Consider the following 22,178-nt stretch of genomic DNA (forward strand, 5'->3'; position numbering starts at 1 on the left):
CCGCGCTGGTCTCGCGGTCGTGGGCGATGGCGTTCGCGACGCTGGTCAGCCGCCTGACCGGCTTCGCCCGGATCGTCGTGTTGGCCGCCATCCTGGGTGCGGCGCTGTCCAGTGCCTTCTCGGTGGCCAATCAACTGCCGAACCTGGTCGCGGCGCTCGTGCTGGAGGCGACGTTCACCGCGATATTCGTGCCGGTGCTCGCGCGTGCCGAGCAAAGCGACCCCGACGGGGGCGCGGCGTTCGTGCGGCGCCTGGTCACGTTGACGACCGCGCTGCTGCTGCTTGCCACGGCGCTGTCGGTCGTGGCGGCGCCCCTGTTGGTGCGGCTGATGCTGGGCCGCGCCCCGCAGGTCAACGAAGCACTGACCACCGCCTTCGCCTACCTGCTGCTCCCGCAGGTGCTCGCCTACGGGCTGACGTCGGTGTTCATGGCGATCCTGAACACCCGCAACGTGTTCGGGCCGACGGCGTGGGCTCCGGTCGTCAACAACGTCGTCGCGCTCGCGACCCTTGGCGTATATCTGGCGGTCCCCGGCGAGCTCTCCGTCGACCCCGTCCGGATGGGCAACGCCAAGCTGCTGGTGCTCGGCATCGGCACCACGCTCGGGGTGTTTGCGCAGACCGGCGTGCTGCTGCTGGCGCTGAAGCGACAGCGCGTGAGCCTGCGCCCGCTGTGGGGAATCGACCAGCGCCTCAAACGGTTCGGCGCGATGGCCGCGGCGATGGTGCTCTACGTAGTCATTAGCCAGCTCGGCCTGGTGATCGGCAACCAGATCGCCAGCACCGCGGCCGCTTCCGGCCCTGCGATCTACAACTACACCTGGCTGGTGCTGCAGCTGCCGTACGGCATGATCGGCGTGACCGTGCTGACCGTGGTGATGCCGCGGCTGAGCCGAAACGCGGCCGCCGACGACACCGGGGCCGTGCTCGCCGACCTGTCGCTGGCGACCCGGCTGACGCTGATCACGCTGATCCCGATCGTGGCGTTCATGACCGTCGGCGGCCCGGCGATCGGCAGCGCGCTCTTCGCCTACGGGCATTTCGGGGAGGTCGACGCCGGATATCTGGGCGTAGCGATCGCGTTGTCGGCGTTCACGTTGATCCCGTACGGCCTGGTGCTCCTGCAGCTGCGCGTCTTCTACGCGCGCGAGCAACCCTGGACGCCGATCGTGCTCATCCTCGTCATCACCGCCGTCAAGATCGTCGGCTCGGTGCTGGCGCCCCACCTCACCGACGACCCCAAGCTGGTGGCCGGTTTTCTCGGCCTGGCCAACGGCATCGGATTCCTGGCCGGCGCGGTCGTCGGTTACTACTTGCTGCGACGCGCGCTGCTGCCCAGGGGCGGCCACCTGATCGGTGTCGGTGCGGTGCGGACAATCCTGGTGACGATCGTCGCGTCGATGCTGGCCGGCCTGGTTGCCCTCGTGGCCGACCGGCTGCTCGGGCTCGCCAGGCTGACGGCGCACGGCGGCGCGGGCTCGCTGCTGCGGCTGTTGGTGCTGGCAATCATCATGTTGCCGATCATGGGTACGGTCATGGTCCGGGCGCGGGTGCCCGAAGCGCAGGCGGCCGTTGATGCGCTCAGGCGCCGAATTTCTGGCCGCGGCCCGAGCACCCCGGTAGCTTCGCGCAAACCGGCTGCTCCGGAGGGATCGTCTCGGCAGGGCCGCGTCACGTACCCTGAGCAGAGGAATTCGTCCCCGCCGGGGGTAAATGCGGTCCAGGAGCCGATCCGGCGCAGGCCTCCGGAGCGGGTAGCCAGCGCCCGAATAGCGAAAGGACCGGAGGTGACCGACCGCCCAGTGGAAAGCGCATCCAGCGCTGGATCCGGCTTGGGGTCAGGCGCCGAAGTTCCCCCCGACCCCGCAAGGCCGGTCGCCGACGACTTCCAGCCCGACATCCCGCCCGGGCCCGCGGCGCCGCACCCGTCCGACCGGCTGAACGGCGACCTCTCGGCCGACAGCGCAGGCGGGCCCATCCCGTTCGAGCGGGGCGGGGATTCGGCAGACGATGTCCACCTTGTCCCGGGCGCCCGCATCGCCGCGGGCCGGTACCGGCTGCTGGTCTTCCACGGCGGCGCACCTCCGCTGCAGTTCTGGCAGGCGCTGGACACCAAACTCGACCGGCAGGTGGCGCTGACTTTCGTCGATTCCGACGGAGCCCTGCCCCACGACGTGCTGCAAGACATCCTGTCCCGCACCTTGCGGCTCAGCAGGATCGACAAGCCCGGTATCGCCCGCGTGCTCGACGTGGTCCAAACCGGCTCCGGCGGCTTGGTCGTCTCGGAGTGGATCCGCGGCGGTTCGCTACAGGAGGTGGCCGACACCTCGCCGTCGCCCATCGGCGCCGTCCGGGCGATGCAGTCGCTGGCCGCCGCCGCCGACGCGGCGCACCGCGCTGGTGTCGCCCTCTCGATCGACCACCCCAACCGGGTCCGCGTCAGCATCGAGGGCGACGTCGTGCTGGCCTACCCCGCGACCATGCCCGACGGCAACCCGCAAGGCGACATCCGCGGAATCGGCGCCGCACTCTATGCGCTGCTGGTCAATCGGTGGCCGTTGCCGGAGTCCGGGGTGCGAAGCGGGCTGGCGCCGGCCGAGCGGGATTCCACGGGTAATCCCGTCGAACCCATGGTGCTACACCGCGACATCCCCTTCCAGATTTCCGCGGTCGCCGTTCGTGCGGTTCAGGAAGACGGCGGAATACGCAGCGCCTCAACGCTTTTGAACTTGCTACAGCAGGCAACGGCGGTGGCCGACCGCACCGAGGTGCTCGGTCCGATCGACGATTCGCCAGCGCTGCCTCCCACCACCCGGGTGTCCACCGGTCGTGAATACGCGGCGGCCGCGCGCCGGCGCCGCAACGTGCTGATCGGCGTCGGCGCCGCCCTCGTCGTCATCGTGGTGGCCTTGCTGGTGTTGGCGTCGGTGGTGAGCAAGATCTTCGGCAACGTCGGCGGTGGCCTCAACAAAGACGAGCTCGGGCTGAACGGGCCGTCGTCGGCGTCGTCGTCGTCGTCGGTTGCCAGTTCCGCGGTCGCCGGCAGCGTCGTCAAACCCACCAAGGCGACGGTCTACTCCCCCGACGGAGACCCCGACAATGCCGGCCAGGCCGGGCAGGCGATCGACGGCGACCCCTCGACCGCCTGGTCGACCGAGGTCTACACCGACGCCGTCCCGTTCCCCACTTTCAAGCAGGGCGAAGGGCTGATGTTGCAGCTGCCCAACCCCACCGTGGTCGGTCAGGTCACCATCGACACCCCGAGCAGTGGCACCAAGGTCGAAATCCGCTCGGCGTCGACGGCGGCACCGTCCCGCCTCGAAGACACCACCGTGCTGGCTCCGGCCTTCGCGCTCAAGCCCGGGCACAACGTCATACCGGTCAGGGGCGGCTCGGCGACGTCGAACGTGCTGGTGTGGATCTCCACGTTGGGAACCACCAACGGCAAAAGCCAGGCCAGCCTGTCAGAGGTCACGGTTCAGGCAGCCTCCTGACGGCGCTCACAGACCCCCCGTTGGTGAAGTGCCGCGCGACCACCGATTGGTTAGTGTCCGGCCGTGGGTCTCGGGGGAAACAGCCAGGGCGAACGCAGTGACGCCGAGCTGTTGGCAGCCCATGTCGCCGGTGACCGCTACGCGTTCGATGAGTTGTTTCACCGTCACCAACGTCAGCTGCACCGGCTGGCGCGGCTGACCACCCGCACCCGCGAGGACGCCGAGGACGCGTTGCAGGACGCGATGCTCTCGGCGCATCGCGGCGCGGGTTCGTTCCGGCACGACGCCGCGGTCGGCAGCTGGCTGCATCGCATCGTGATGAACGCCTGCCTGGACCGGCTGCGCCGCGCCAAGGCCCGCCCGACGACCCCGCTCGAGGATGTCTACCCGGTCGCCGATCGCACGGCGCAGGTCGAGACGGCGATCGCGGTGCAGCGGGCCCTGATGCGCCTTCCGGTCGAGCAGCGGGCGGCGGTGGTGGCCGTCGACATGCAGGGCTATTCGGTGGCCGACACCGCCGCGCTGCTGGGCGTCGCGGAGGGCACCGTCAAGAGCCGGTGTTCCCGCGCCCGGGCTCGGCTTGCCGAACTGCTCGGCTACCTCAACGTCCGCGCGGCGCCCGACCGCCCCGCCTGTTAGCGACAAGGACCCGCCCATGGCTGCGCGGCTTTGCATGACGGACACTGGGGCGGATGGGTGAAACCGACGACGAAACCGCGGACGGTGCGGCGGACCCTCCCCTGACGGTTGAGCTCCTCGCCGACCTGCAGGCCGGCCTCCTCGACGACGATTCCGCTGCCCGCCTGCGCAAACGGGTCCGCGAAGACCCGGAGGCGGAGAAAATCCTGCGCGCCCTGAACCAGGTGCGCTGCGACGTCGCGACGTTGGGTGGCGATCCGACGTCCGCGCCGGACGTACCCCCCAAGGTCACCGCCCGCATCTCGGCGGCGCTGCGCTCAGCGGACCCAACCGGCGTCGCGCACTCGGCCCGGCCGCATCCCCGGTCCGCCAGGGTGATCGCCGGTGTGGCCGGCGTGGTGGCGGTGCTCGCGGCGGTCGGGGTGGGCACCGCGGCCCTGATCAACGCGCCGGAGCCCACCCCGAGCACGGCAACCGCCCAGCACATCACGGTGTCGACGCCGCCGATGACCATTCCGCTGTCGCAGGACGAGATCTTTGGGCTGCTCAACCGCAGCCCGGACTATGGCCCGCTCAGCGACCCCGCGCGGCGTGCTTCTTGTCTCAGCGGCCTCGGCTATCCGGCGTCCACGCAGGTACTGGGCGCGCGGCCGGTCGACATCAATGCCCGCCCCGGCGTGCTGCTGGTGTTGCCCGGCGACACGCCCGACAACCTGGCGGTCTTCGCGGTGGCGCTGAATTGCAGCGCCGCCGATACCGGGTTGTTGGCCAACACGCAGGTCCCGCGCCCCTAGCGGCGATCGCACGCGCGGCGTAGCCGGGCGCAGCGGGTCGCCGCCATCCGACCTAGCGCCGATCGCACGCGCGGCGTAGCCGGGCGCAGCGGGTCGCCGCCATCCGACTTAGTGTGGTGCCCAGCGCCCGGGAACACCCGCGCCTACGCTGGCGTTCGTAGACGTAGCTTCCGTACCTGAAAGGCCCGAATGACTGCCGACACTTCCACTCACGACGCTCACGACGCGGTCCACAACGTTATCGTCATCGGCTCCGGCCCCGCCGGGTACACCGCGGCTCTCTACTCGGCCCGCGCGCAGCTGGCCCCCCTTGTTTTCGAGGGCACCGCTTTCGGTGGTGCGTTGATGACGACGACCGAGGTAGAGAACTACCCCGGCTTTCGCGACGGAATCACCGGCCCGGAGTTGATGGAGGAGATGCGTGAGCAGGCGCTGCGGTTCGGCGCGGACCTGCGGATGGAAGACGTCGAATCGGTATCCCTGGAGGGGCCGGTCAAGTCGGTCGTCACCGCCGACGGGGAAACGCACCGCGCCCGGGCCGTCATCTTGGCGATGGGCGCGGCGCCTCGCTACCTGCACGTCCCCGGCGAACAGGAGTTGCTGGGGCGTGGCGTGAGTTCATGTGCCACCTGCGACGGGTTCTTCTTCCGCGACCAGGACATCGCCGTGGTCGGCGGTGGTGACTCGGCGATGGAAGAGGCCCTCTTTCTGACCCGCTTCGCCAGAAGCGTGACGGTGGTGCACCGGCGCGACGAGTTCCGGGCGTCCAAGATCATGCTCATCCGCGCCCGCAACAACGACAAGATCAAGTTCATCACCAACGCCGCCGTGGCCGCGGTCGAGGGCGACACCACAGTGACCGGACTGCGGTTGCGCGACACCCTAACTGCCCTCGCGGTGACGGGCGTTTTCGTGGCGATCGGTCACGAGCCGCGATCGGGGCTGGTGCGCGACGTCCTCGACGTCGATCCCGACGGCTACGTACTTGTGCGGGGCCGCACCACGAGCACCTCGCTGGACGGCGTGTTCGCGGCCGGCGACCTGGTGGACCGCACCTACCGCCAAGCGGTCACCGCCGCGGGCAGTGGCTGCGCCGCGGCCATCGACGCCGAGCGCTGGCTGGCCGAACGGGAACACGAGGCTGCAACCGGAAACGCTGCGGGTACCGACACATTGATTGGAGCACCACGATGACCGACGCCGAAAAGGCTGGCGCCACAATAGAAGTCTCCGACGCGTCCTTTTCTTCCGACGTGTTGTCGAGCAATAAGCCTGTGCTGGTTGACTTTTGGGCGACGTGGTGCGGGCCCTGCAAGATGGTCGCGCCGGTTCTGGAGGAAATCGCGATCGAGCGCCTCGACCAGCTCACCATCGCCAAGCTCGACGTGGACGCCAACCCGGAAACGGCCCGCGATTTTCAGGTGGTTTCGATTCCCACCATGATCCTGTTCAAGGACGGCCAACCGGTGAAGCGGATCGTCGGCGCCAAGGGCAAGGCGGCGTTGCTGCGTGAGCTTTCCGACTCGGTTCCCAACCTCACCTGAGGCCCGCCTGGTTCGTTGCACCACGCCCCACGCTCAGCCTGGGGTTTTCCGGAAATTGAGAAGCATCTGCGACAATAGCGCTTAGCGGTTGCCCGTATTCAGCCTGTCAGTTTGTCCCGGAGGGCCCTTGGTATGTCGAGTCCGCGCCGCGAAGACGGCGACGCGCTGCGCTGTGGTGACCGCAGCGCTGCCGTGACCGAGATCCGGGCTACGCTGGCCGCGCTAGGGCTGCTGGACGATCCCGACGAAGACGTCACCACCGGCCGGCATGTGGCCCGGGAGGTCTTCGATGCCCACCTTGATCAGGCGGTGCGTGCCTTCCAGCAGAATCGTGGACTGCTGGTGGACGGCATTGTCGGCGAGGCCACCTACCGCGCGTTGAAGGAGGCCTCCTATCGGCTCGGCGCGCGCACGCTGTATCACCAATTCGGTGCCCCTCTCTACGGCGACGACGTCGCCACCCTGCAGGCGCGGCTGCAGGACCTCGGTTTCTACACCGGCCTGGTCGACGGGCACTTCGGCTTGCAGACCCACAACGCTTTGATGTCCTACCAGCGCGAATACGGGCTTGCCGCCGACGGCATCTGCGGCCCGGAAACCTTGCGCTCCTTGTACTTTCTGAGCTCACGGGTGAGCGGCGGCTCGCCGCACGCCATCCGCGAGGAAGAGCTCGTCCGTCGATCCGGACCCAAACTGTCGGGCAAGCGCATCATCATCGATCCGGGCCGCGGCGGCACGGACCACGGCTCTATCATGCAGGGCCCAGCCGGACCCGTCAGCGAAGCAGACGTGCTGTGGGACTTGGCAAGTCGCCTCGAAGGCCGGATGACCGCCATTGGCATGGAGACCTTCCTGTCGCGGCCGACCAATCGCAGCCCGTCGGATGCCGAACGCGCCGCCACGGCCAACAACGTCGGCGCCGACCTGATGATCAGCCTGCGCTGCGAAGCCCAGACCAGCCCGTCGGCCAACGGTGTGGCCTCCTTCCACTTCGGCAATTCGCACGGTTCGGTCTCCACGATCGGACGCAACCTTGCCGACTTCATTCAGCGAGAAGTGGTGGCCCGCACCGGTTTACGGGATTGCCGGACGCACGGCCGGACCTGGGACCTGCTGCGGCTGACCCGGATGCCCACCGTTCAGGTCGACGTCGGCTACATCACCAACCCGCGCGACCGCGCCATGCTGATCTCGACGCAGACCCGAGACGCCATCGCCGAGGGCATCCTCGCCGCGGTCAAGCGGCTCTACCTGCTGGGCAAGAACGACCGGCCCACCGGCACGTTCACCTTCGCCGAGCTGCTGGCTCACGAATTGTCGGTGGAACGGGCATCCAGGCTGGGCGGTTCCTAACCGCTCTCGTTTATCTGCAACGTATTTCCCACCGTAGAACCCGCCCCCACCGGCTCTTGCAGTTGCGCGTTGGCCAGCAGGCGCTCCAGCGCCGCCTCCACTTCGGCCTTCCACCCCAGACCCTTGTCCAACTCCAGCCGCAGCCGCGGGAAGTATTGATGTGGCGCCACCACAACGAATCCCACGTCCTTCAAGAACTCGGCGTCGATGATGCAGTGTTCGACCGAGCAGTCGCCGAGCGCCTCCAACACCGGCCGGACATCGGGTTCCACCACTCGCGGAGCCTGTAGCTCCGACGCCGCGGGTGTGCGGCCGAAGGCTTCCAACGCCCGGACCCCGCGCCGGACCAGCTCGTCGATGACGCGGGCGATGAGCGCATGCGGCAGATCGTCGGCGGCTTGCCCGGGCTCGATATTCATCGATGTCAGCAGCACCGCATCGGCGGACACCGGCGCGGTGGGAAATCGCTGCGCCCGCGGCACCGCCCGCGGCGGAGCGTAGAGGACATACCCCAGGCAGGGCGGCTCGGCGTGGCTGCGCTCGTCGTCCGGAATGGCGATCGCGACCTGGCCGCACGAGCCCCACTCCAGCATCACCATCGACAACCAGGCTTCCTTTTCGAATTCTGGGTCGGCGAGGTGGTCCTGGTTACCGAGGGTCGCCGGGTCGACCTCCCAGAACACGCAGCGGCGCGCATGCTTGGGAAGCTGCTCGAAGGCCTCGAGCCGAAGCGGCGTGATTCGAGCGGACACTAGCCTCCTGGCTTCCGTGCGGTAATGCAGCGTTCAATTGTGGAGCCCCCGGCAACCTCTCCAGGATAGGAGAGTTTGACCTCATCGGACCAGTGTTTGCCCCGCCACTTCAGCGGGGTCGGCAAAACGGCCCGCGGTCCGGGTCGGCGGCCGGGTAAAGGGCGAAAGGCCTTGAGGCACATGGAAACTCCGCTGAGATGTGGCGCATGGAGCGCACGATTTAGGGGCCCAAAACCGCAGCGGTGTCACAGTGACGTAATTACATCGTATGGACGGTCATGCCTTGGGAGGGGTCATCACGTCGACGATCCGCTGGAGGTCCTCCACCGAGCCGAACTCCACCACAATCCTCCCTTTGCGTTTGCCGAGGCTGACCGTCACCCGGGTATCGAAGGTGTTCGACAGCCGCTCAGCAACGTCTTGAAGGCCGGGCATCTGGATCGGCTTGCGCCGTTGCGGCGACGGGGCGGCCGCATCACCACGGTTGGCCAGGGTGACCGCTTCCTCGGTGGCCCGCACCGATAGACCCTCCGCGACGATCCGGCTGGCGAGTTCCTCCTGCGCCTCCGCGCCGGCCTCCAGGGACAGCAGCGCGCGGGCGTGACCGGCGGACAGGACTCCGGCGGCGACCCGCCGCTGCACCGCGATCGGCAGCTTTAGCAACCGGATCATGTTGGTGATCAGCGGCCTCGATCGGCCGATGCGGGACGCCAGTTCGTCGTGGGTGACATCGAACTCGTCGAGCAGCTGTTGGTACGCCGCCGCCTCCTCCAAGGGGTTCAGCTGTACCCGATGGATGTTCTCGAGCAAGGCATCGCGCAGCAGATTGTCATCGCCGGTCTCGCGCACGATCGCCGGGATGGCGGCCAGGCCCGCCTCCTGGGCGGCGCGCCAACGCCGCTCCCCCATCACGATCTGGTACCGCGCGCCGCTCGGCGTCCCGGCCACCGCGCGGACGACGATGGGCTGCAGGAGCCCGAACTCACGAATGGAGTGCACCAGCTCGGACAGCGCCTCTTCGTCGAACACCTGGCGCGGCTGCCGCGGGTTGCGCTCGATGTCGCCCGGCGCGATCTCGCGATAGACCGCGCCCACCGAGGCGGCATCCTGCGCCGTGCCCCCGATCAGCACATCGGCCGCCGCGTCCCCCATCCGCGGGCCCAGCGTCGCCGGACCGGAGTCGCCCTCCGCAGGACCGGTGGGGATCAGCGAAGCCAGGCCCCGGCCGAGGCCGCCCTTCTTACGTAGCGGCTGCGTCATGGTCGTCCCTTCACGGATGGTGGTCAATCGCGCTCGGCGAGTTCACGACTCGCGTCCAGATAGCTCAGCGCCCCACGGGAACCGGGGTCGTAATCGATGATCGTCATGCTGTAGCCCGGCGCCTCGGAAACCTTGACGCTGCGCGGAATCACGGTGCGCAACACCTTGCTTCCGAAGTACCGGCGGACCTCGTCGGCCACCTGGTCGGCCAGCTTGGTTCGTCCGTCGTACATCGTGAGGATCACGGTAGTCACCTCGAGCCGGGGATTGAGGTGGGCCTTGACCATCTCGATATTGCGCATCAGTTGTGACACGCCCTCCAGCGCGTAGTACTCGCACTGGATCGGGATCATCACCTCCGGTGCGGCCACGAGCGCGTTGATCGTCAGCAGTCCGAGTGACGGCGGGCAGTCGATGAAGACGTAATCGAAGTCGAACTGGTCGAGCTCGGCCACCGCGGTGCGCAGCCGGTTCTCGCGCGCGACCATGCTCACCAATTCGATCTCGGCGCCCGCCAAGTCGATGGTCGCCGGCACGCAGAACAGCCGCGGGCTGTGCGGGCTGGGTCGTAAGGCGTCGCGTAATGACACCTCGCCGATCAACACCTCGTACGAGGATGGCGTACCCGCTTGCCTGTCGTTGATGCCGAGCGCCGTGCTCGCGTTGCCCTGGGGATCGAGGTCGATGACGAGGGTCTTGAGGCCTTGCACGGCCAGTGCGGCGGCGACGTTGACCGCAGTGGTGGTTTTGCCAACGCCGCCCTTTTGGTTGGCGATGGTGAAGAGCCGCCGATGCCGCGGACGACGCAGCGGTGTGTAGGTCGTGTGGAGAACCCGCATCGCGCGCTCGGCGGCGGCGCCGATCGGAGTGTCGCATTCCTCCGATGTTTCACGTGAAACATCGGAGGGCGCGGCATCCGCGGGTGCGACGGGCGCCTGGGGCTGCGCCTCCGCGACGGCCGGTGCCGGCGGGGGTGGCCCGGACCAATCGTGTGGAGAACTCACCGTGTCCCCCTGTCTGCCGACCGTGCCGGCTTCTGGCGCGCCTGCCTTCCGCGTCGCGCTAAAACCACGGTTGCGGGCGGACGCAAATAGTTCGCGCCACATGTCACCACCCTGGCACCAACGGCGCCCGAAGCGACCATCACACGCCGGTGTGCTTCCACTTCCTCGGTAGCGCGCTCCCCTTTGATCGCGACCATCCGCCCGTCCTGCCGTAGCAACGGCATACTCCACTTCGCCAACTTGTCCAGCGCTGCCACCGCGCGCGACACCGCGACGTCCCGGGAGCCGAATTGATCGCGTACCCAGGGGTCCTCCGCACGGCCGCGCACCACCTCGACCGCCAACCCTAGTTCGGCCACGGCCTCGGTGAGAAACTCACTCCGGCGGAGCATCGGCTCGAGGAGCACGACCTCGAGATCGGGCCGCGCGATCGCCAGCGGTATTCCCGGCAGCCCGGCCCCGCTGCCGATGTCGATCACCCGCTCACCCGGATCGAGAAGTTCCCCAACCACGGCACTATTCAATAGGTGACGCTCCCACAGCCGGCCAACCTCCCGGGGCCCCAGGAGTCCGCGCTCGACACCGGGGCCGGCGAGCAGCTCGGCGTACCGCTGCGCCAGATCCACCCGGCCCCCGAAGATGGCTGCTGCGGCGTCGCTGACCGGACCGGGCTCCGCGCGCTCCTCCACCGGCGCATCCCCGTCGGCATGTTTCACGTGAAACATCTCATGGTCTTGTTTCACGTGAAACATCCTCGATCCTCTGCGTCCCGTCAGGAGCATTCGCGAATTACACGGGTGTCACTCGCTTAGTCGAGCAGGACCACAACTCGCCGCGACGGCTCCTGGCCCTCGCTCTCGCTGTGCACCCCCGCAACCCCCGCCACGGCGTCGTGAACGATCTTGCGCTCAAACGGCGTCATCGGGGAAAGCTCCTCGCGCTCGCCGGTGTTCAGCACACGCCGCGCCACCTTGTCGCCCAGCGCGGCCAATTCTTCGCGACGCCGACGTCGCCAGCCCGCGATGTCAAGCATCAGCCGGCTGCGCACACCGGTCTTCTGGTGCACCGCCAGCCGGGTGAGCTCCTGCAGCGCATCGAGCGCTTCACCCCCGCGGCCGACCAACTTGTTCAAGTCGTCGCTGCCGTCGATGCTCACGACCGCGCGGTCGCCCTCGACGTCCAGGTCGATGTCGCCGTCGAAGTCCAAGAGGTCCAACAACTCTTCAAGATAGTCACCGGCAATCTCCCCCTCGGCGACCAATCGGTCCTCCTGGTCGTCGACTTGGTCGGCGCCCGGGTCCGACGTCGCCGCCTCTTCGGGAGCCGGCGCTTCCGTGTCGAGTTCCGCGTCAACGTCGCGCTCGGTGGTATCGGCGTCTGTCATGTCGTTCTCTCTCTCCCTCATCTCGCTCATCCAGGGGTCCCGTCCAGTTCGGGTCACTCGCCCGGGGGACCCAATAAAGCTGTGGCGCCCGTCAGCGCTTCCGTCTCTTCGGTCGCGCCCCGGGCCGCGGGGTGCGGTTGGTCGGGCCGTTGGTGCGTCCCGCCGCATCCGGCTTCTCCGGTTGCGCCGTCGCCGTCTTCGCCCCGCCGGCACCGTCATCGGATCCATCGGAATCCGAGCCGGCAACGGAGCCCGCGTCGGTGTCGTCGTCGTTCCGCGTCGACGAGCCATTGCCGCTCGCCGATGCCGTTCTCTGGTTGCGCTTCGGTTTCGCGCCCGGCGCCGGCGCGTTGGCGGCTCGTCGCTGAACGGCCTCTTGCCTCTTGGCCTCGTCCTCTTTTTCGATCATCCCGAACACGTAGTGCTGCTGCGCGAACGTCCAGATGTTGTTGGCGAACCAGTACAGGATGATCGCGAGCGGAAGGAAGGGGCCGCCGACGACGACGCCGAGCGGAAACACATACAGCGCAAGCTTGTTCATCATCGCTGTCTGCGGATTGGCCGCCGCCTCCGCGCTCTGCCGGGCCACCGACGCGCGGCTGTTGAAGTAGGTCGCGACGCCGGCCAGGATCATCACCGGCGCACCCACGGCGATCACCGCGGGCCGGCTGAAGTGAGTGAACGCGTCCAACCCGGCATGCTGAGTCATGAACGCGCCGATCGGGGCGCCGAAAAGGTTGGCGTCCAGGAAGTGCGCCACGTCGGCCGGGCTGAAGAAATAGTTCCCGGTCGCCCGGTTCGCGGCCACCGAAAGATGCGGCTGGCCGAAGCCTCCGGTTGTGCGGTTGAACGACCGCAGAACGTGATAGAGCCCGAGGAACACCGGGATCTGCGCGAGCATCGGTAGGCAGCCCAGGATGGGGTTGAAGCCGTGCTCGCGTTGCAGCTTCTGCATCTCGAGCGCCATGCGCTGACGGTCCTTGCCGTACTTCTTCTGCAGTGCCTTGATCTGTGGCTGCAGTTCCTGCATCTGCCGGGTGGTGCGGAGCTGGCGCACGAACGGCTTGTACAGCAGGGCCCGCAAGGTGAACACCAGGAACATCACCGACAGGGCCCAGGCGAAGAAGTTCGACGGTCCCAACGCGGCCGCGAACAACTTGTACCAAGCCCACATGATCCACGACACTGGGTAGTAGATGATGTCGAGGCTGAAGAAATCAAACAAAAGACTCACTCTCCCGTTGCTCGGGCGCGGGGGGCCCCGCTTGGCTGGTTGCGGGGCCGGCGCCTTCGAAGCTCGCCCGGCATCCATGTCGATCCGGTATCGGATCCCATCCTCCCCGATGCCACGGTCCGCATCTGGCGAGCCTGGTTGCGGACAACCAGCCCCCCCGAATGAGGCCGTACTCGGTGAGGGCGTCGACGGCGTACTGGCTACAGGTTGGCACGAAGCGGCACGTCGCCGGGCGCAGCGGCGACACCATGTGCCGGTACAGCTGGATCAGAAAAATCAACCCCCGCGCGGTGGCCCGGCCCGCCCCGCCGGCAACTGCGCGCACCCGCGCCGTCCGCCTCACCGGTCGGTTCCCGCCGACTCGAAGGCACGTCGCAAGCCGCGACGCAACTGCTGCTCGAGCCGTGCCGACGACGCCTGCCGAGTGCCTGGCAGCGCCCGGATCACCACCTGATCGGATTGGTGGAGGTCCCCCAGCATGGCCCGGGCGGCGTGGCGCAGCCGGCGCGCGACGCGATGGCGCTCCACGGCCGATCCCACCGGTTTAGCGATGATCAGCCCCACGCGCGGACCCGTGGCGTCCTCCGGAGCCCGCCGGACGTGCACGACGAGATCGGGTTGCGCCGCGCGCACCCCGTACTTCATCGCGGCGTCAAACTCCGTTGACCGCCTCATGCGGTTGCGCGCGGAAAGCACCGCCGAAAGACCTGGCGCTGCAATCAGGCAGTTAACGCGCGGCGGCCTTTGCGCCGCCGGCTGGAGACGATCGATCGCCCGGCACGGGTGCGCATCCGCAGGCGGAAACCGTGCACTCGGGCTCGGCGCCGGTTATTCGGCTGGAAGGTCCGCTTGCCCTTGGCCACGGCGTTCTCCTCGTATTCGAACCATCCGGCCGCTCACGTCATTCGTCCGCGGGTCGGTTGGAGTGGGTCTTGCTGCTGGCCGGCGCGGTCCCCGTGCTTAGTCTGGGTCGCAGCCGTATCGCCGACTTTCGGGCGACTGTTTGAGGGTACTGACGCGCCTTCGCTGGGTCAAACTTGGTCTGCCGCAAACGCACCCAACTCACACATCCGTGAAAACCGAAGTTCTCGACGCCGTCCCTGCGGCACCATAGGAGAACAAGCAGCAAGCACGCCCCGAATCACCCTAAAGAAGCCGATTGGAATGCAGCAGAACGGTTGGCAGCCGCACGGAAAACTGTTAACTTCGGGCAATGCCGTTTCAGAGTGGAGCGGCGCTCGACGACGAAGCGAGGATGGCGGATCGACTAGCTGTCTAGGTGACCCGCACGGGTTGCCATCAGCACGGAGATCGCGGGCCGTCGCCGGTAGGCTGCGGCTCCTCTACGATCATCCTGTCCACACCTGTGCATAACCATGTGGACAGTTGTTTTGTCGTCAAGCGTGGTCGCCCCTCGACCCGGGATCTGCGAGAACCAGGGAGATTACGTCGTTGACCGATGACCCCGGTTCAGGATTCACAACAGTTTGGAACGCGGTCGTCTCCGAGCTCAACGGCGAGTCCCCCGCAGACGGCGTTGCCACTAATCGCACCGCCCTCGTAACCCCCCTGACCCCCCAGCAAAGGGCGTGGCTGAACCTGGTCCAGCCGCTGACGATCGTCGAGGGGTTTGCTCTGTTGTCGGTTCCGAGCAGCTTCGTCCAAAACGAGATCGAACGTCATCTCCGCGCACCCATCACCGACGCGCTCAGCCGTCGGCTCGGGCAGCAGATCCAACTCGGGGTGCGCATCGCTCCGCCCCCCGAGGACGCCGACGAGAGTTTCTTCGCCCAGGCCGACGCCTTCCCGCAAGTCGACACCTTGGGCCAAGCCGACGACGACGCACTGGACACGTCGATCGACGCCGACGAGGCTGACGAAAACGGCGAGGGCGCGGGTGGCGCCGAGCAGAGCTGGCCCAACTACTTCACCGACCGTCCGCACACCTCCGATCCGGCCGCCGCCGGCGGAACCAGCCTGAACCGGCGCTACACCTTCGACACCTTCGTCATCGGCGCCTCCAACCGCTTCGCCCACGCTGCGGCCCTGGCCATCGCCGAAGCCCCGGCCCGCGCTTACAATCCCCTCTTCATCTGGGGCGAGTCCGGCCTCGGTAAGACGCACCTGCTGCACGCCGCGGGCAATTACGCCCAACGCTTGTTCCCCGGCATGCGGGTGAAGTACGTCTCCACCGAGGAATTCACCAACGACTTCATCAACTCGCTGCGCGACGACCGCAAGGTCGCCTTCAAACGCAGCTACCGCTACGTCGACGTCCTCCTGGTTGATGACATCCAGTTCATCGAGGGCAAAGAAGGTATCCAGGAAGAGTTCTTCCACACCTTCAACACGTTGCATAACGCCAACAAGCAGATCGTCATCTCGTCTGACCGGCCGCCGAAGCAACTCGCCACTCTTGAAGACCGGCTCAGGACTCGGTTCGAGTGGGGCCTGATCACCGACGTGCAGCCTCCCGAACTGGAGACCCGCATCGCGATTCTGCGCAAGAAGGCACAGATGGAACGGCTCGCGGTGCCCGACGATGTTCTCGAGCTGATCGCCAGCAGCATCGAACGCAACATCCGCGAGCTCGAAGGGGCTCTCATCCGGGTGACCGCGTTCGCGTCCTTGAACAAGACTCCCATCGACAAGGCGCTGGCCGAGATTGTGCTCCGCGATCTCATCGCCGACGCGAGCACGATGCAGATCAGCGCGGCCACCATCATGGCCGCCACCGCCGAGTACTTCGACACCACCGTTGAGGAATTGCGCGGCCCGGGCAAGACTCGGGCACTGGCGCAATCACGGCAAATCGCGATGTACCTGTGCCGTGAGCTGACCGACCTGTCACTGCCCAAGATCGGTCAGGCATTCGGCCGGGACCACACCACGGTCATGTACGCGCAACGAAAGATCTTGTCCGAGATGGCCCAGCGGCGTGAGGTCTTCGATCACGTCAAGGAACTCACCACCCGTATCCGGCAGCGGTCCAAGCGCTGACGCCGGCGTTTCCGACAAAGTTTTTCAAAAAACTTCTCGCACCCCTGTCACACCTGTCACACCCAGAGGCGTTGTGCGCATCGCTGTGCACAAGCCCGCCAAACACCGGTGCAGCAATGGGGGTCCCGTGCATATCCGTATTCCATCCCCACCGCCCCAACAGGCCCGAGATCGTTGTCAGCCGCGTCTTCCACAACTCTGCCGCTCCCCTAGCTGCACCAAAGCCCGGCTGTCCCCAGAATGCACAGCCCTTAATACTGTTACTGAGATCTATTCGTTGATTCTTCTTTGAAAAAGGTTCCTGGGGACACCCGTTGCCCGCGCCGCGCCGCGACCCCCGTTGGCCCGGCTTGTCGGCCTTTTCGATTAGCTTTCAAGATGGCCGCAGAAGATCTACGGTTGTGGTTCGACTGCTAGCGACGGGCGGCTAGCCACCGTGGTTTGTGCAGGTTTTTGGACACTCGGCAGGTAAAGGGACGCTATGGACGCGGCGACGACAACAGCTGGCCTCACCGACTTGAAGTTCCGTCTGGTGCGAGAGTCATTCGCCGACGCGGTGTCATGGGTTGCGAAGAACCTACCGACCCGGCCCGCGGTGCCGGTGCTATCCGGGGTGCTGCTGTCCGGCACGGATGACGGCCTGACGATCTCCGGGTTCGATTACGAGGTGTCCGCCGAAGCCCAGGTTGCGGCCGAAATAGCCTCTCCGGGAAGCGTTTTGGTGTCCGGAAGATTGTTATCAGACATCACCCGGGCGTTGCCGAACAAGCCCGTCGACTTCTATGTGGACGGCAATCGGGTCGCGTTGACCTGCGGAAGCGCCCGGTTTTCGTTGCCGACGATGCCGGTTGAGGATTACCCGACGCTGCCCACGTTGCCCGAAGGCACCGGCACCCTGCCCGCGGACCTGTTCGCGGAGGCGATCGGCCAGGTCGCCGTCGCCGCCGGCCGGGACGACACACTGCCCATGCTGACCGGGATCCGGGTTGAGATTTCCGGTGACACGGTGGTTTTGGCCGCCACCGACAGGTTCCGTCTGGCGGTTCGCGAGCTGACGTGGACGGCGCTCTCGCCTGACATCGAGGCCGCGGTGCTGGTGCCGGCCAAGACGCTGGCCGAGGCGGCCAAGGCCGGCGCCGACGGATCCGAGGTTCGGTTGTCGCTGGGCGCGGGCGCCGGAGTCGGAAAAGACGGGTTGTTGGGCATCAGCGGTAACGGCAAGCGCAGCACCACTCGGCTCCTCGATGCGGAGTTCCCGAAGTTTCGTCAGTTGTTGCCGGCCGAGCACACTGCGGTGGCCACCATCAACGTGGCCGAGCTGACCGAGGCCATCAAGCTGGTTGCGTTGGTGGCCGACCGTGGTGCGCAGGTGCGGATGGAATTCGGCGAGGGGTCACTGCGGCTTGCGGCCGGCGCCGATGATGTGGGTCGGGCCGAAGAGGATCTCCAGGTCAATTTCGTTGGCGAACCGTTGACGATCGCGTTCAATCCGACGTATTTGACCGACGGGCTTGCGTCGGTGCATTCGGAGCGGGTGTCGTTCGGTTTCACGACCCCGGGTAAGCCCGCGTTGCTGCGTCCGGCGTTCGACGGCAATAGCTCCCCCACCGGCACCGGACCCTTCCCCGCGTTGCCGACGGATTACGTGTACCTGCTGATGCCAGTCCGGTTGCCCGGGTAGGTGTACGTCCGGCATTTGGGTCTGCGTGATTTCCGGTCCTGGGCACACGCCGACCTAGAATTGCAACCGGGCCGGACGGTGTTCGTCGGTCCCAATGGCTTTGGGAAGACGAATTTGGTTGAGGCCCTGTGGTATTCGACCACCCTGGGTTCGCACCGGGTCGGAACCGACATGCCATTGATCCGAACGGGCGCGGACCGCGCGGTGGTGTCGACGATCGTGGTGAACGACGGCCGGGAATGCGCGATCGACCTGGAGATCGCTGCGGGCCGCGCCAACAAGGCGCGGTTGAATCGTTCGCCGGTGCGCAGCACCCGGGAGGTGGTCGGCGTGTTGCGCGCGGTGCTGTTCGCGCCCGAAGACCTGGCCTTGGTGCGTGGGGACCCTGCGGATCGGCGGCGTTACCTTGATGATTTGGCGACTGTTCGCCGGCCGACGATTGCCGGTGTGCGTGCCGATTACGACAAGGTCTTGCGGCAACGCACGGCGCTGCTCAAGTCCCTTTCGGGTGCCCGGTACCGGGGCGACGGGAGTGCGCTGGACACCCTCGACGTGTGGGATAGCCGGCTGGCCGAGCACGGCGCCCAATTGATGGCCGCCCGCATCGATTTGGTCAACGAGCTGGCACCGGAGGTGGAGAAGGCCTATCAGTTGCTCGCACCGGGATCGCGCGCCGCCGCCGTCGTGTACCGCGCGAGCCTCGGCGCGCACGATCCGCAGGACTTCGAAGGCAACGACCGTGAATTCCTGGAGGCGGCCTTGTTGGCCGCCCTGTCGGCGCGCCGCGACGCGGAATTGGAGCGGGGGATGTGTCTGGTCGGCCCGCATCGCGACGACTTGGAGTTGCGGCTTGGCGACCAGCCCGCCAAAGGCTTTGCCAGCCATGGGGAATCGTGGTCGTTGGCGGTGGCGCTCCGGTTGGCGGCGTATGAGTTGCTGCGGGCGGACGGCGGTGAGCCCGTGCTGTTGCTCGACGACGTGTTCGCCGAACTCGACGCGACCCGCCGTCGCGCTTTGGCGTCGGTGGCCGAATCAGCCGAGCAGGTTTTGGTGACCGCGGCGGTGCTGGAAGATATTCCGGCGGACTGGGATGCTAGGCGGGTGCACATCGATCTGCGTGACGATGACGCGGGCCGGGTATCGGTGGTGCGGTCATGACCGACGCCGACGACGCAACGGACACGGACAACATAGAGAGACCGGGCGGCCTGACCGGTATCGACCTGGTGCGGCGGACGCTCGAGGAAGCTCGGGCGGCGGCCCGCGCGCAGGGAAAGGACGCCGGGCGCGGAAGGGCGGTCCCGTCGGCGCCGCGCCGCGTGGCGGGCCGGCGACGTAGCTGGTCGGGGCCGGGTCCGGACGTTCGCGATCCACAACCGCTGGGCCGGCTGGCCCGCGACCTAGCGAAAAGGCGTGGCTGGTCGTCGCACGTGGCCGAAGGCACGGTGCTGGGCCACTGGTCGTCGGTGGTGGGACACCAGATCGCCGACCATGCCAGCCCGACCGCGCTCAACGAGGGCGTTCTCAGCGTGACGGCGGAATCGACGGCGTGGGCCACCCAGCTGCGGATGATCCAGGCGCAACTGTTGGCCAAGATCGCCGCGGCGGTTGGCAACGGTGTGGTGAGGTCGCTGAAGATCACCGGACCTACCGCACCGTCGTGGCGTAAGGGGCCCCGGCACATCGCCGGCCGCGGGCCGCGGGACACGTACGGCTGAGGCGTCCAGGGACCAAAACGGTCCCCAGTTGCGCGTTAATCAACAGGCGGCTCAGAGCCACCAGAACGAAAGAGACTCCTATCAGGGACGTCGGGACGCGGGAAGAATAAAGAAATCGTGCGCACGGCGCGGTTAGCTGGGTAGAAACGCGCCCGGAGAATGGGTGCCAGGCCCCGATCACGGTAGAGTGGTGGAATGCGACTGCTGCGGTGACCGGACCGCCCGCATGAAACCCCAAGGAGAGCATTCCGATCGTGGCTGCCCAGAAGAAGAAGGCCCAAGCCGGGTACGGCGCCGAACAGATCACCGTCCTCGAAGGGCTGGAGGCCGTCCGCAAACGCCCGGGCATGTATATCGGCTCCACCGGTGAGCGTGGTCTGCACCACCTCATCTGGGAGGTGGTCGACAACTCGGTGGACGAGGCGATGGCCGGTTATGCGGACCAGGTCGACGTGCGGTTGCTCGACGACGGTGGGGTCGAGGTGGTCGACAACGGGCGTGGTATCCCGGTGGCGATGCACGCCACCGGGGCGCCGACGGTCGACGTGGTGATGACCCAACTGCACGCCGGCGGCAAGTTCGGCGGCGAGAACAGTGGATATAACGTCAGTGGCGGACTGCACGGGGTTGGGGTATCGGTGGTGAACGCGCTGTCGGCCCGGCTGGAAGTCGACGTCAAGCGCGATGGACACGAGTGGTCGCAGTTCTATGACCGCGCCGTGCCGGGCACCCTCAAGCAGGGCGAGGCCACCAAGAAAACGGGAACCACCATCAGGTTCTGGGCCGATCCGGACATCTTCGAAACCCTCGAGTACGACTTCGAGACGGTGGCGCGCCGGCTGCAGGAAATGGCGTTTCTAAACAAGGGTCTGACGATCAACCTCACTGACGAGCGGGTGCAACAAGACGAGGTCGTCGACGAGGTGGTCAGCGACACCGCTGAGGCGCCCAAGTCCGCCGAAGAAAAGGCGGCCGAATCGACCGCCCCGCACAAGGTTAAGCGCCGGACGTTCCACTATCCGGGCGGCCTGGTCGACTTCGTCAAGCACATCAACCGCACCAAGAGCCCGATCCAGCAGAGCATCATCGACTTCGAAGGCAAAGGCACCGGCCACGAGGTGGAAATCGCGATGCAGTGGAACGGTGGATATTCGGAATCGGTGCACACCTTCGCCAACACCATCAATACCCACGAGGGCGGCACCCACGAAGAGGGCTTCCGCAGCGCGTTGACGTCGGTGGTCAACAAATACGCCAAAGACAAGAAGCTGCTGAAGGACAAGGACGCCAACCTCACGGGCGACGACATCCGGGAGGGCCTGGCGGCTGTCATTTCCGTCAAGGTCGCCGAACCGCAGTTCGAGGGCCAGACCAAGACCAAGCTGGGCAACACCGAGGTCAAGTCGTTCGTGCAGAAGGTATGCAACGAACAGCTGACGCACTGGTTCGAGGCGAACCCGTCCGAAGCGAAAACCGTTGTGAACAAAGCGGTGTCGTCGGCGCAAGCGCGTATCGCGGCGCGCAAGGCACGGGAACTGGTGCGCCGCAAGAGCGCCACCGACCTCGGTGGGCTGCCAGGCAAGCTCGCCGACTGCCGCTCGACGGACCCGCGAAAGTCCGAACTATATGTGGTGGAGGGCGATTCGGCCGGCGGCTCCGCCAAGAGCGGCCGGGATTCCATGTTTCAGGCCATCCTTCCCTTGCGCGGCAAGATCATCAACGTCGAGAAGGCACGCATCGACCGGGTGCTGAAGAACACCGAAGTGCAGGCGATCATCACCGCGTTGGGCACCGGCATCCACGACGAGTTCGACCTCACCAAGTTGCGCTACCACAAGATCGTGCTGATGGCCGACGCCGACGTGGACGGCCAGCACATGTCGACGCTGCTGTTGACGTTGTTGTTCCGGTTCATGCGGCCACTGATCGAAAACGGGCACGTGTTTTTGGCGCAGCCACCGCTGTACAAGCTGAAGTGGCAGCGCAGCGATCCCGAATTCGCCTACTCCGACCGCGAGCGCGACGGCCTGCTGGAGGCGGGGCAGAAGGCCGGCAAGAAGATCAACAAGGAAGACGGCATCCAGCGCTACAAGGGTCTGGGCGAAATGGACGCCAAAGAATTGTGGGAGACCACGATGGACCCGTCGGTCCGGGTGCTGCGGCAAATCACCCTTGACGACGCCGCTGCGGCCGACGAGCTGTTCTCCATCCTGATGGGCGAGGATGTGGAGGCCCGGCGCAGCTTTATCACGCGCAATGCCAAGGACGTCCGCTTCCTGGATGTCTGATCGATCAGACATGCCTTCGGTGAGATGCAAACG

At 66.7% G+C, this 22,178-nt stretch carries 20 protein-coding genes; 11 read left to right on the forward strand and 9 right to left on the reverse strand.

From position 1 onward, the window contains the following. From murJ to JWP83_RS20495, 6 genes are all read left to right on the forward strand, one after another. The coding region (gene murJ / locus JWP83_RS20470) for a murein biosynthesis integral membrane protein MurJ (protein ID WP_297733848.1) at positions 1-3,494 on the forward strand (3,494 nt) is incomplete at its 5' end. 63 nt (positions 3,495-3,557) lie between these two features. Continuing rightward, entirely contained in the window at positions 3,558-4,133 is a 576-nt protein-coding gene (gene sigM, locus JWP83_RS20475; protein WP_297733851.1) for an RNA polymerase sigma factor SigM, read from the forward strand. A gap of 53 nt (positions 4,134-4,186) precedes the next feature. After that, positions 4,187-4,927, forward strand: coding sequence for a hypothetical protein (locus JWP83_RS20480; protein WP_297733854.1), 741 nt, complete (start codon positions 4,187-4,189; stop codon positions 4,925-4,927). Positions 4,928-5,116: 189 nt separating this feature from the next. Continuing rightward, positions 5,117-6,121: a thioredoxin-disulfide reductase gene (trxB, locus tag JWP83_RS20485; protein ID WP_297733857.1), complete on the forward strand. Its 1,005-nt coding sequence runs from the start codon at positions 5,117-5,119 to the stop codon at positions 6,119-6,121. Continuing rightward, positions 6,118-6,471, forward strand: a complete 354-nt coding sequence (gene trxA, locus JWP83_RS20490; RefSeq protein ID WP_297733861.1) for a thioredoxin — start codon at positions 6,118-6,120, stop codon at positions 6,469-6,471. The genes trxB and trxA overlap by 4 nt, the downstream gene beginning before the upstream one ends. A 132-nt stretch (positions 6,472-6,603) precedes the next feature. Then, positions 6,604-7,824, forward strand: coding sequence for an N-acetylmuramoyl-L-alanine amidase (locus JWP83_RS20495; protein ID WP_297733864.1), 1,221 nt, complete (start codon positions 6,604-6,606; stop codon positions 7,822-7,824). Here JWP83_RS20495 and JWP83_RS20500 read toward each other — a convergent pair. From JWP83_RS20500 to rpmH, 9 genes are all read right to left on the reverse strand, one after another. Beyond that, positions 7,821-8,576 carry an acetyltransferase gene (locus JWP83_RS20500; RefSeq protein ID WP_297733867.1) on the reverse strand — a complete coding sequence of 252 codons (756 nt, stop codon included), beginning with the start codon at positions 8,574-8,576 and terminating at the stop codon, positions 7,821-7,823. The two genes, JWP83_RS20495 and JWP83_RS20500, sit on opposite strands and share 4 nt — an antisense overlap. Positions 8,577-8,852: 276 nt before the next feature. Beyond that, positions 8,853-9,836 (reverse strand): ParB/RepB/Spo0J family partition protein, encoded by a 984-nt coding sequence (locus tag JWP83_RS20505; protein WP_297733870.1) that lies wholly within the window; start codon positions 9,834-9,836, stop codon positions 8,853-8,855. A gap of 23 nt (positions 9,837-9,859) precedes the next feature. After that, positions 9,860-10,942, reverse strand: coding sequence for a ParA family protein (locus tag JWP83_RS20510; RefSeq protein WP_297733873.1), 1,083 nt, complete (start codon positions 10,940-10,942; stop codon positions 9,860-9,862). Next, positions 10,837-11,565 (reverse strand): 16S rRNA (guanine(527)-N(7))-methyltransferase RsmG, encoded by a 729-nt coding sequence (gene rsmG, locus JWP83_RS20515; RefSeq protein ID WP_297733928.1) that lies wholly within the window; start codon positions 11,563-11,565, stop codon positions 10,837-10,839. The genes JWP83_RS20510 and rsmG overlap by 106 nt, the downstream gene beginning before the upstream one ends. Before the next feature lie 83 nt (positions 11,566-11,648). Further along, positions 11,649-12,224 carry a R3H domain-containing nucleic acid-binding protein gene (locus tag JWP83_RS20520; protein WP_297733876.1) on the reverse strand — a complete coding sequence of 192 codons (576 nt, stop codon included), beginning with the start codon at positions 12,222-12,224 and terminating at the stop codon, positions 11,649-11,651. A gap of 91 nt (positions 12,225-12,315) precedes the next feature. Beyond that, positions 12,316-13,458 carry a membrane protein insertase YidC gene (yidC, locus tag JWP83_RS20525; RefSeq protein ID WP_297733879.1) on the reverse strand — a complete coding sequence of 381 codons (1,143 nt, stop codon included), beginning with the start codon at positions 13,456-13,458 and terminating at the stop codon, positions 12,316-12,318. Next, complete coding sequence (gene yidD / locus JWP83_RS20530) at positions 13,442-13,708, reverse strand: membrane protein insertion efficiency factor YidD (protein ID WP_297733931.1); 267 nt, start codon at positions 13,706-13,708, stop codon at positions 13,442-13,444. Before yidD ends, yidC begins: the two co-directional genes overlap by 17 nt. A gap of 89 nt (positions 13,709-13,797) precedes the next feature. Continuing rightward, positions 13,798-14,154, reverse strand: coding sequence for a ribonuclease P protein component (gene rnpA / locus JWP83_RS20535; RefSeq protein ID WP_297733882.1), 357 nt, complete (start codon positions 14,152-14,154; stop codon positions 13,798-13,800). Between the two features lie 23 nt (positions 14,155-14,177). Continuing rightward, positions 14,178-14,321, reverse strand: coding sequence for a 50S ribosomal protein L34 (gene rpmH / locus JWP83_RS20540; protein WP_077100535.1), 144 nt, complete (start codon positions 14,319-14,321; stop codon positions 14,178-14,180). Positions 14,322-14,910: 589 nt separating this feature from the next. On the opposite strand from rpmH, the gene dnaA reads away from it, so the two are divergent. The 5 genes from dnaA (at position 14,911) to gyrB (ending at position 22,145) form a co-directional block, all read left to right on the forward strand. After that, on the forward strand, positions 14,911-16,458 hold the full coding sequence (gene dnaA / locus JWP83_RS20545; RefSeq protein WP_297733893.1) for a chromosomal replication initiator protein DnaA: 1,548 nt from the start codon (positions 14,911-14,913) through the stop codon (positions 16,456-16,458). Between the two features lie 481 nt (positions 16,459-16,939). Continuing rightward, entirely contained in the window at positions 16,940-18,139 is a 1,200-nt protein-coding gene (gene dnaN / locus JWP83_RS20550) for a DNA polymerase III subunit beta (protein WP_297733896.1), read from the forward strand. Beyond that, entirely contained in the window at positions 18,140-19,297 is a 1,158-nt protein-coding gene (gene recF, locus JWP83_RS20555; protein ID WP_297733899.1) for a DNA replication/repair protein RecF, read from the forward strand. Then, the gene (locus JWP83_RS20560; RefSeq protein WP_297733902.1) at positions 19,294-19,857 is read left to right on the forward strand and encodes a DUF721 family protein; all 564 of its coding nucleotides are present in this window, start codon (positions 19,294-19,296) and stop codon (positions 19,855-19,857) included. The genes recF and JWP83_RS20560 overlap by 4 nt, the downstream gene beginning before the upstream one ends. A 254-nt stretch (positions 19,858-20,111) precedes the next feature. After that, positions 20,112-22,145 (forward strand): DNA topoisomerase (ATP-hydrolyzing) subunit B, encoded by a 2,034-nt coding sequence (gyrB, locus tag JWP83_RS20565; RefSeq protein ID WP_297733905.1) that lies wholly within the window; start codon positions 20,112-20,114, stop codon positions 22,143-22,145. Positions 22,146-22,178: the final 33 nt, after the last annotated feature.

Origin of the sequence: Mycobacterium sp. (assembly GCF_025965855.1) — a bacterium.
GTDB lineage: Bacteria > Actinomycetota > Actinomycetes > Mycobacteriales > Mycobacteriaceae > Mycobacterium.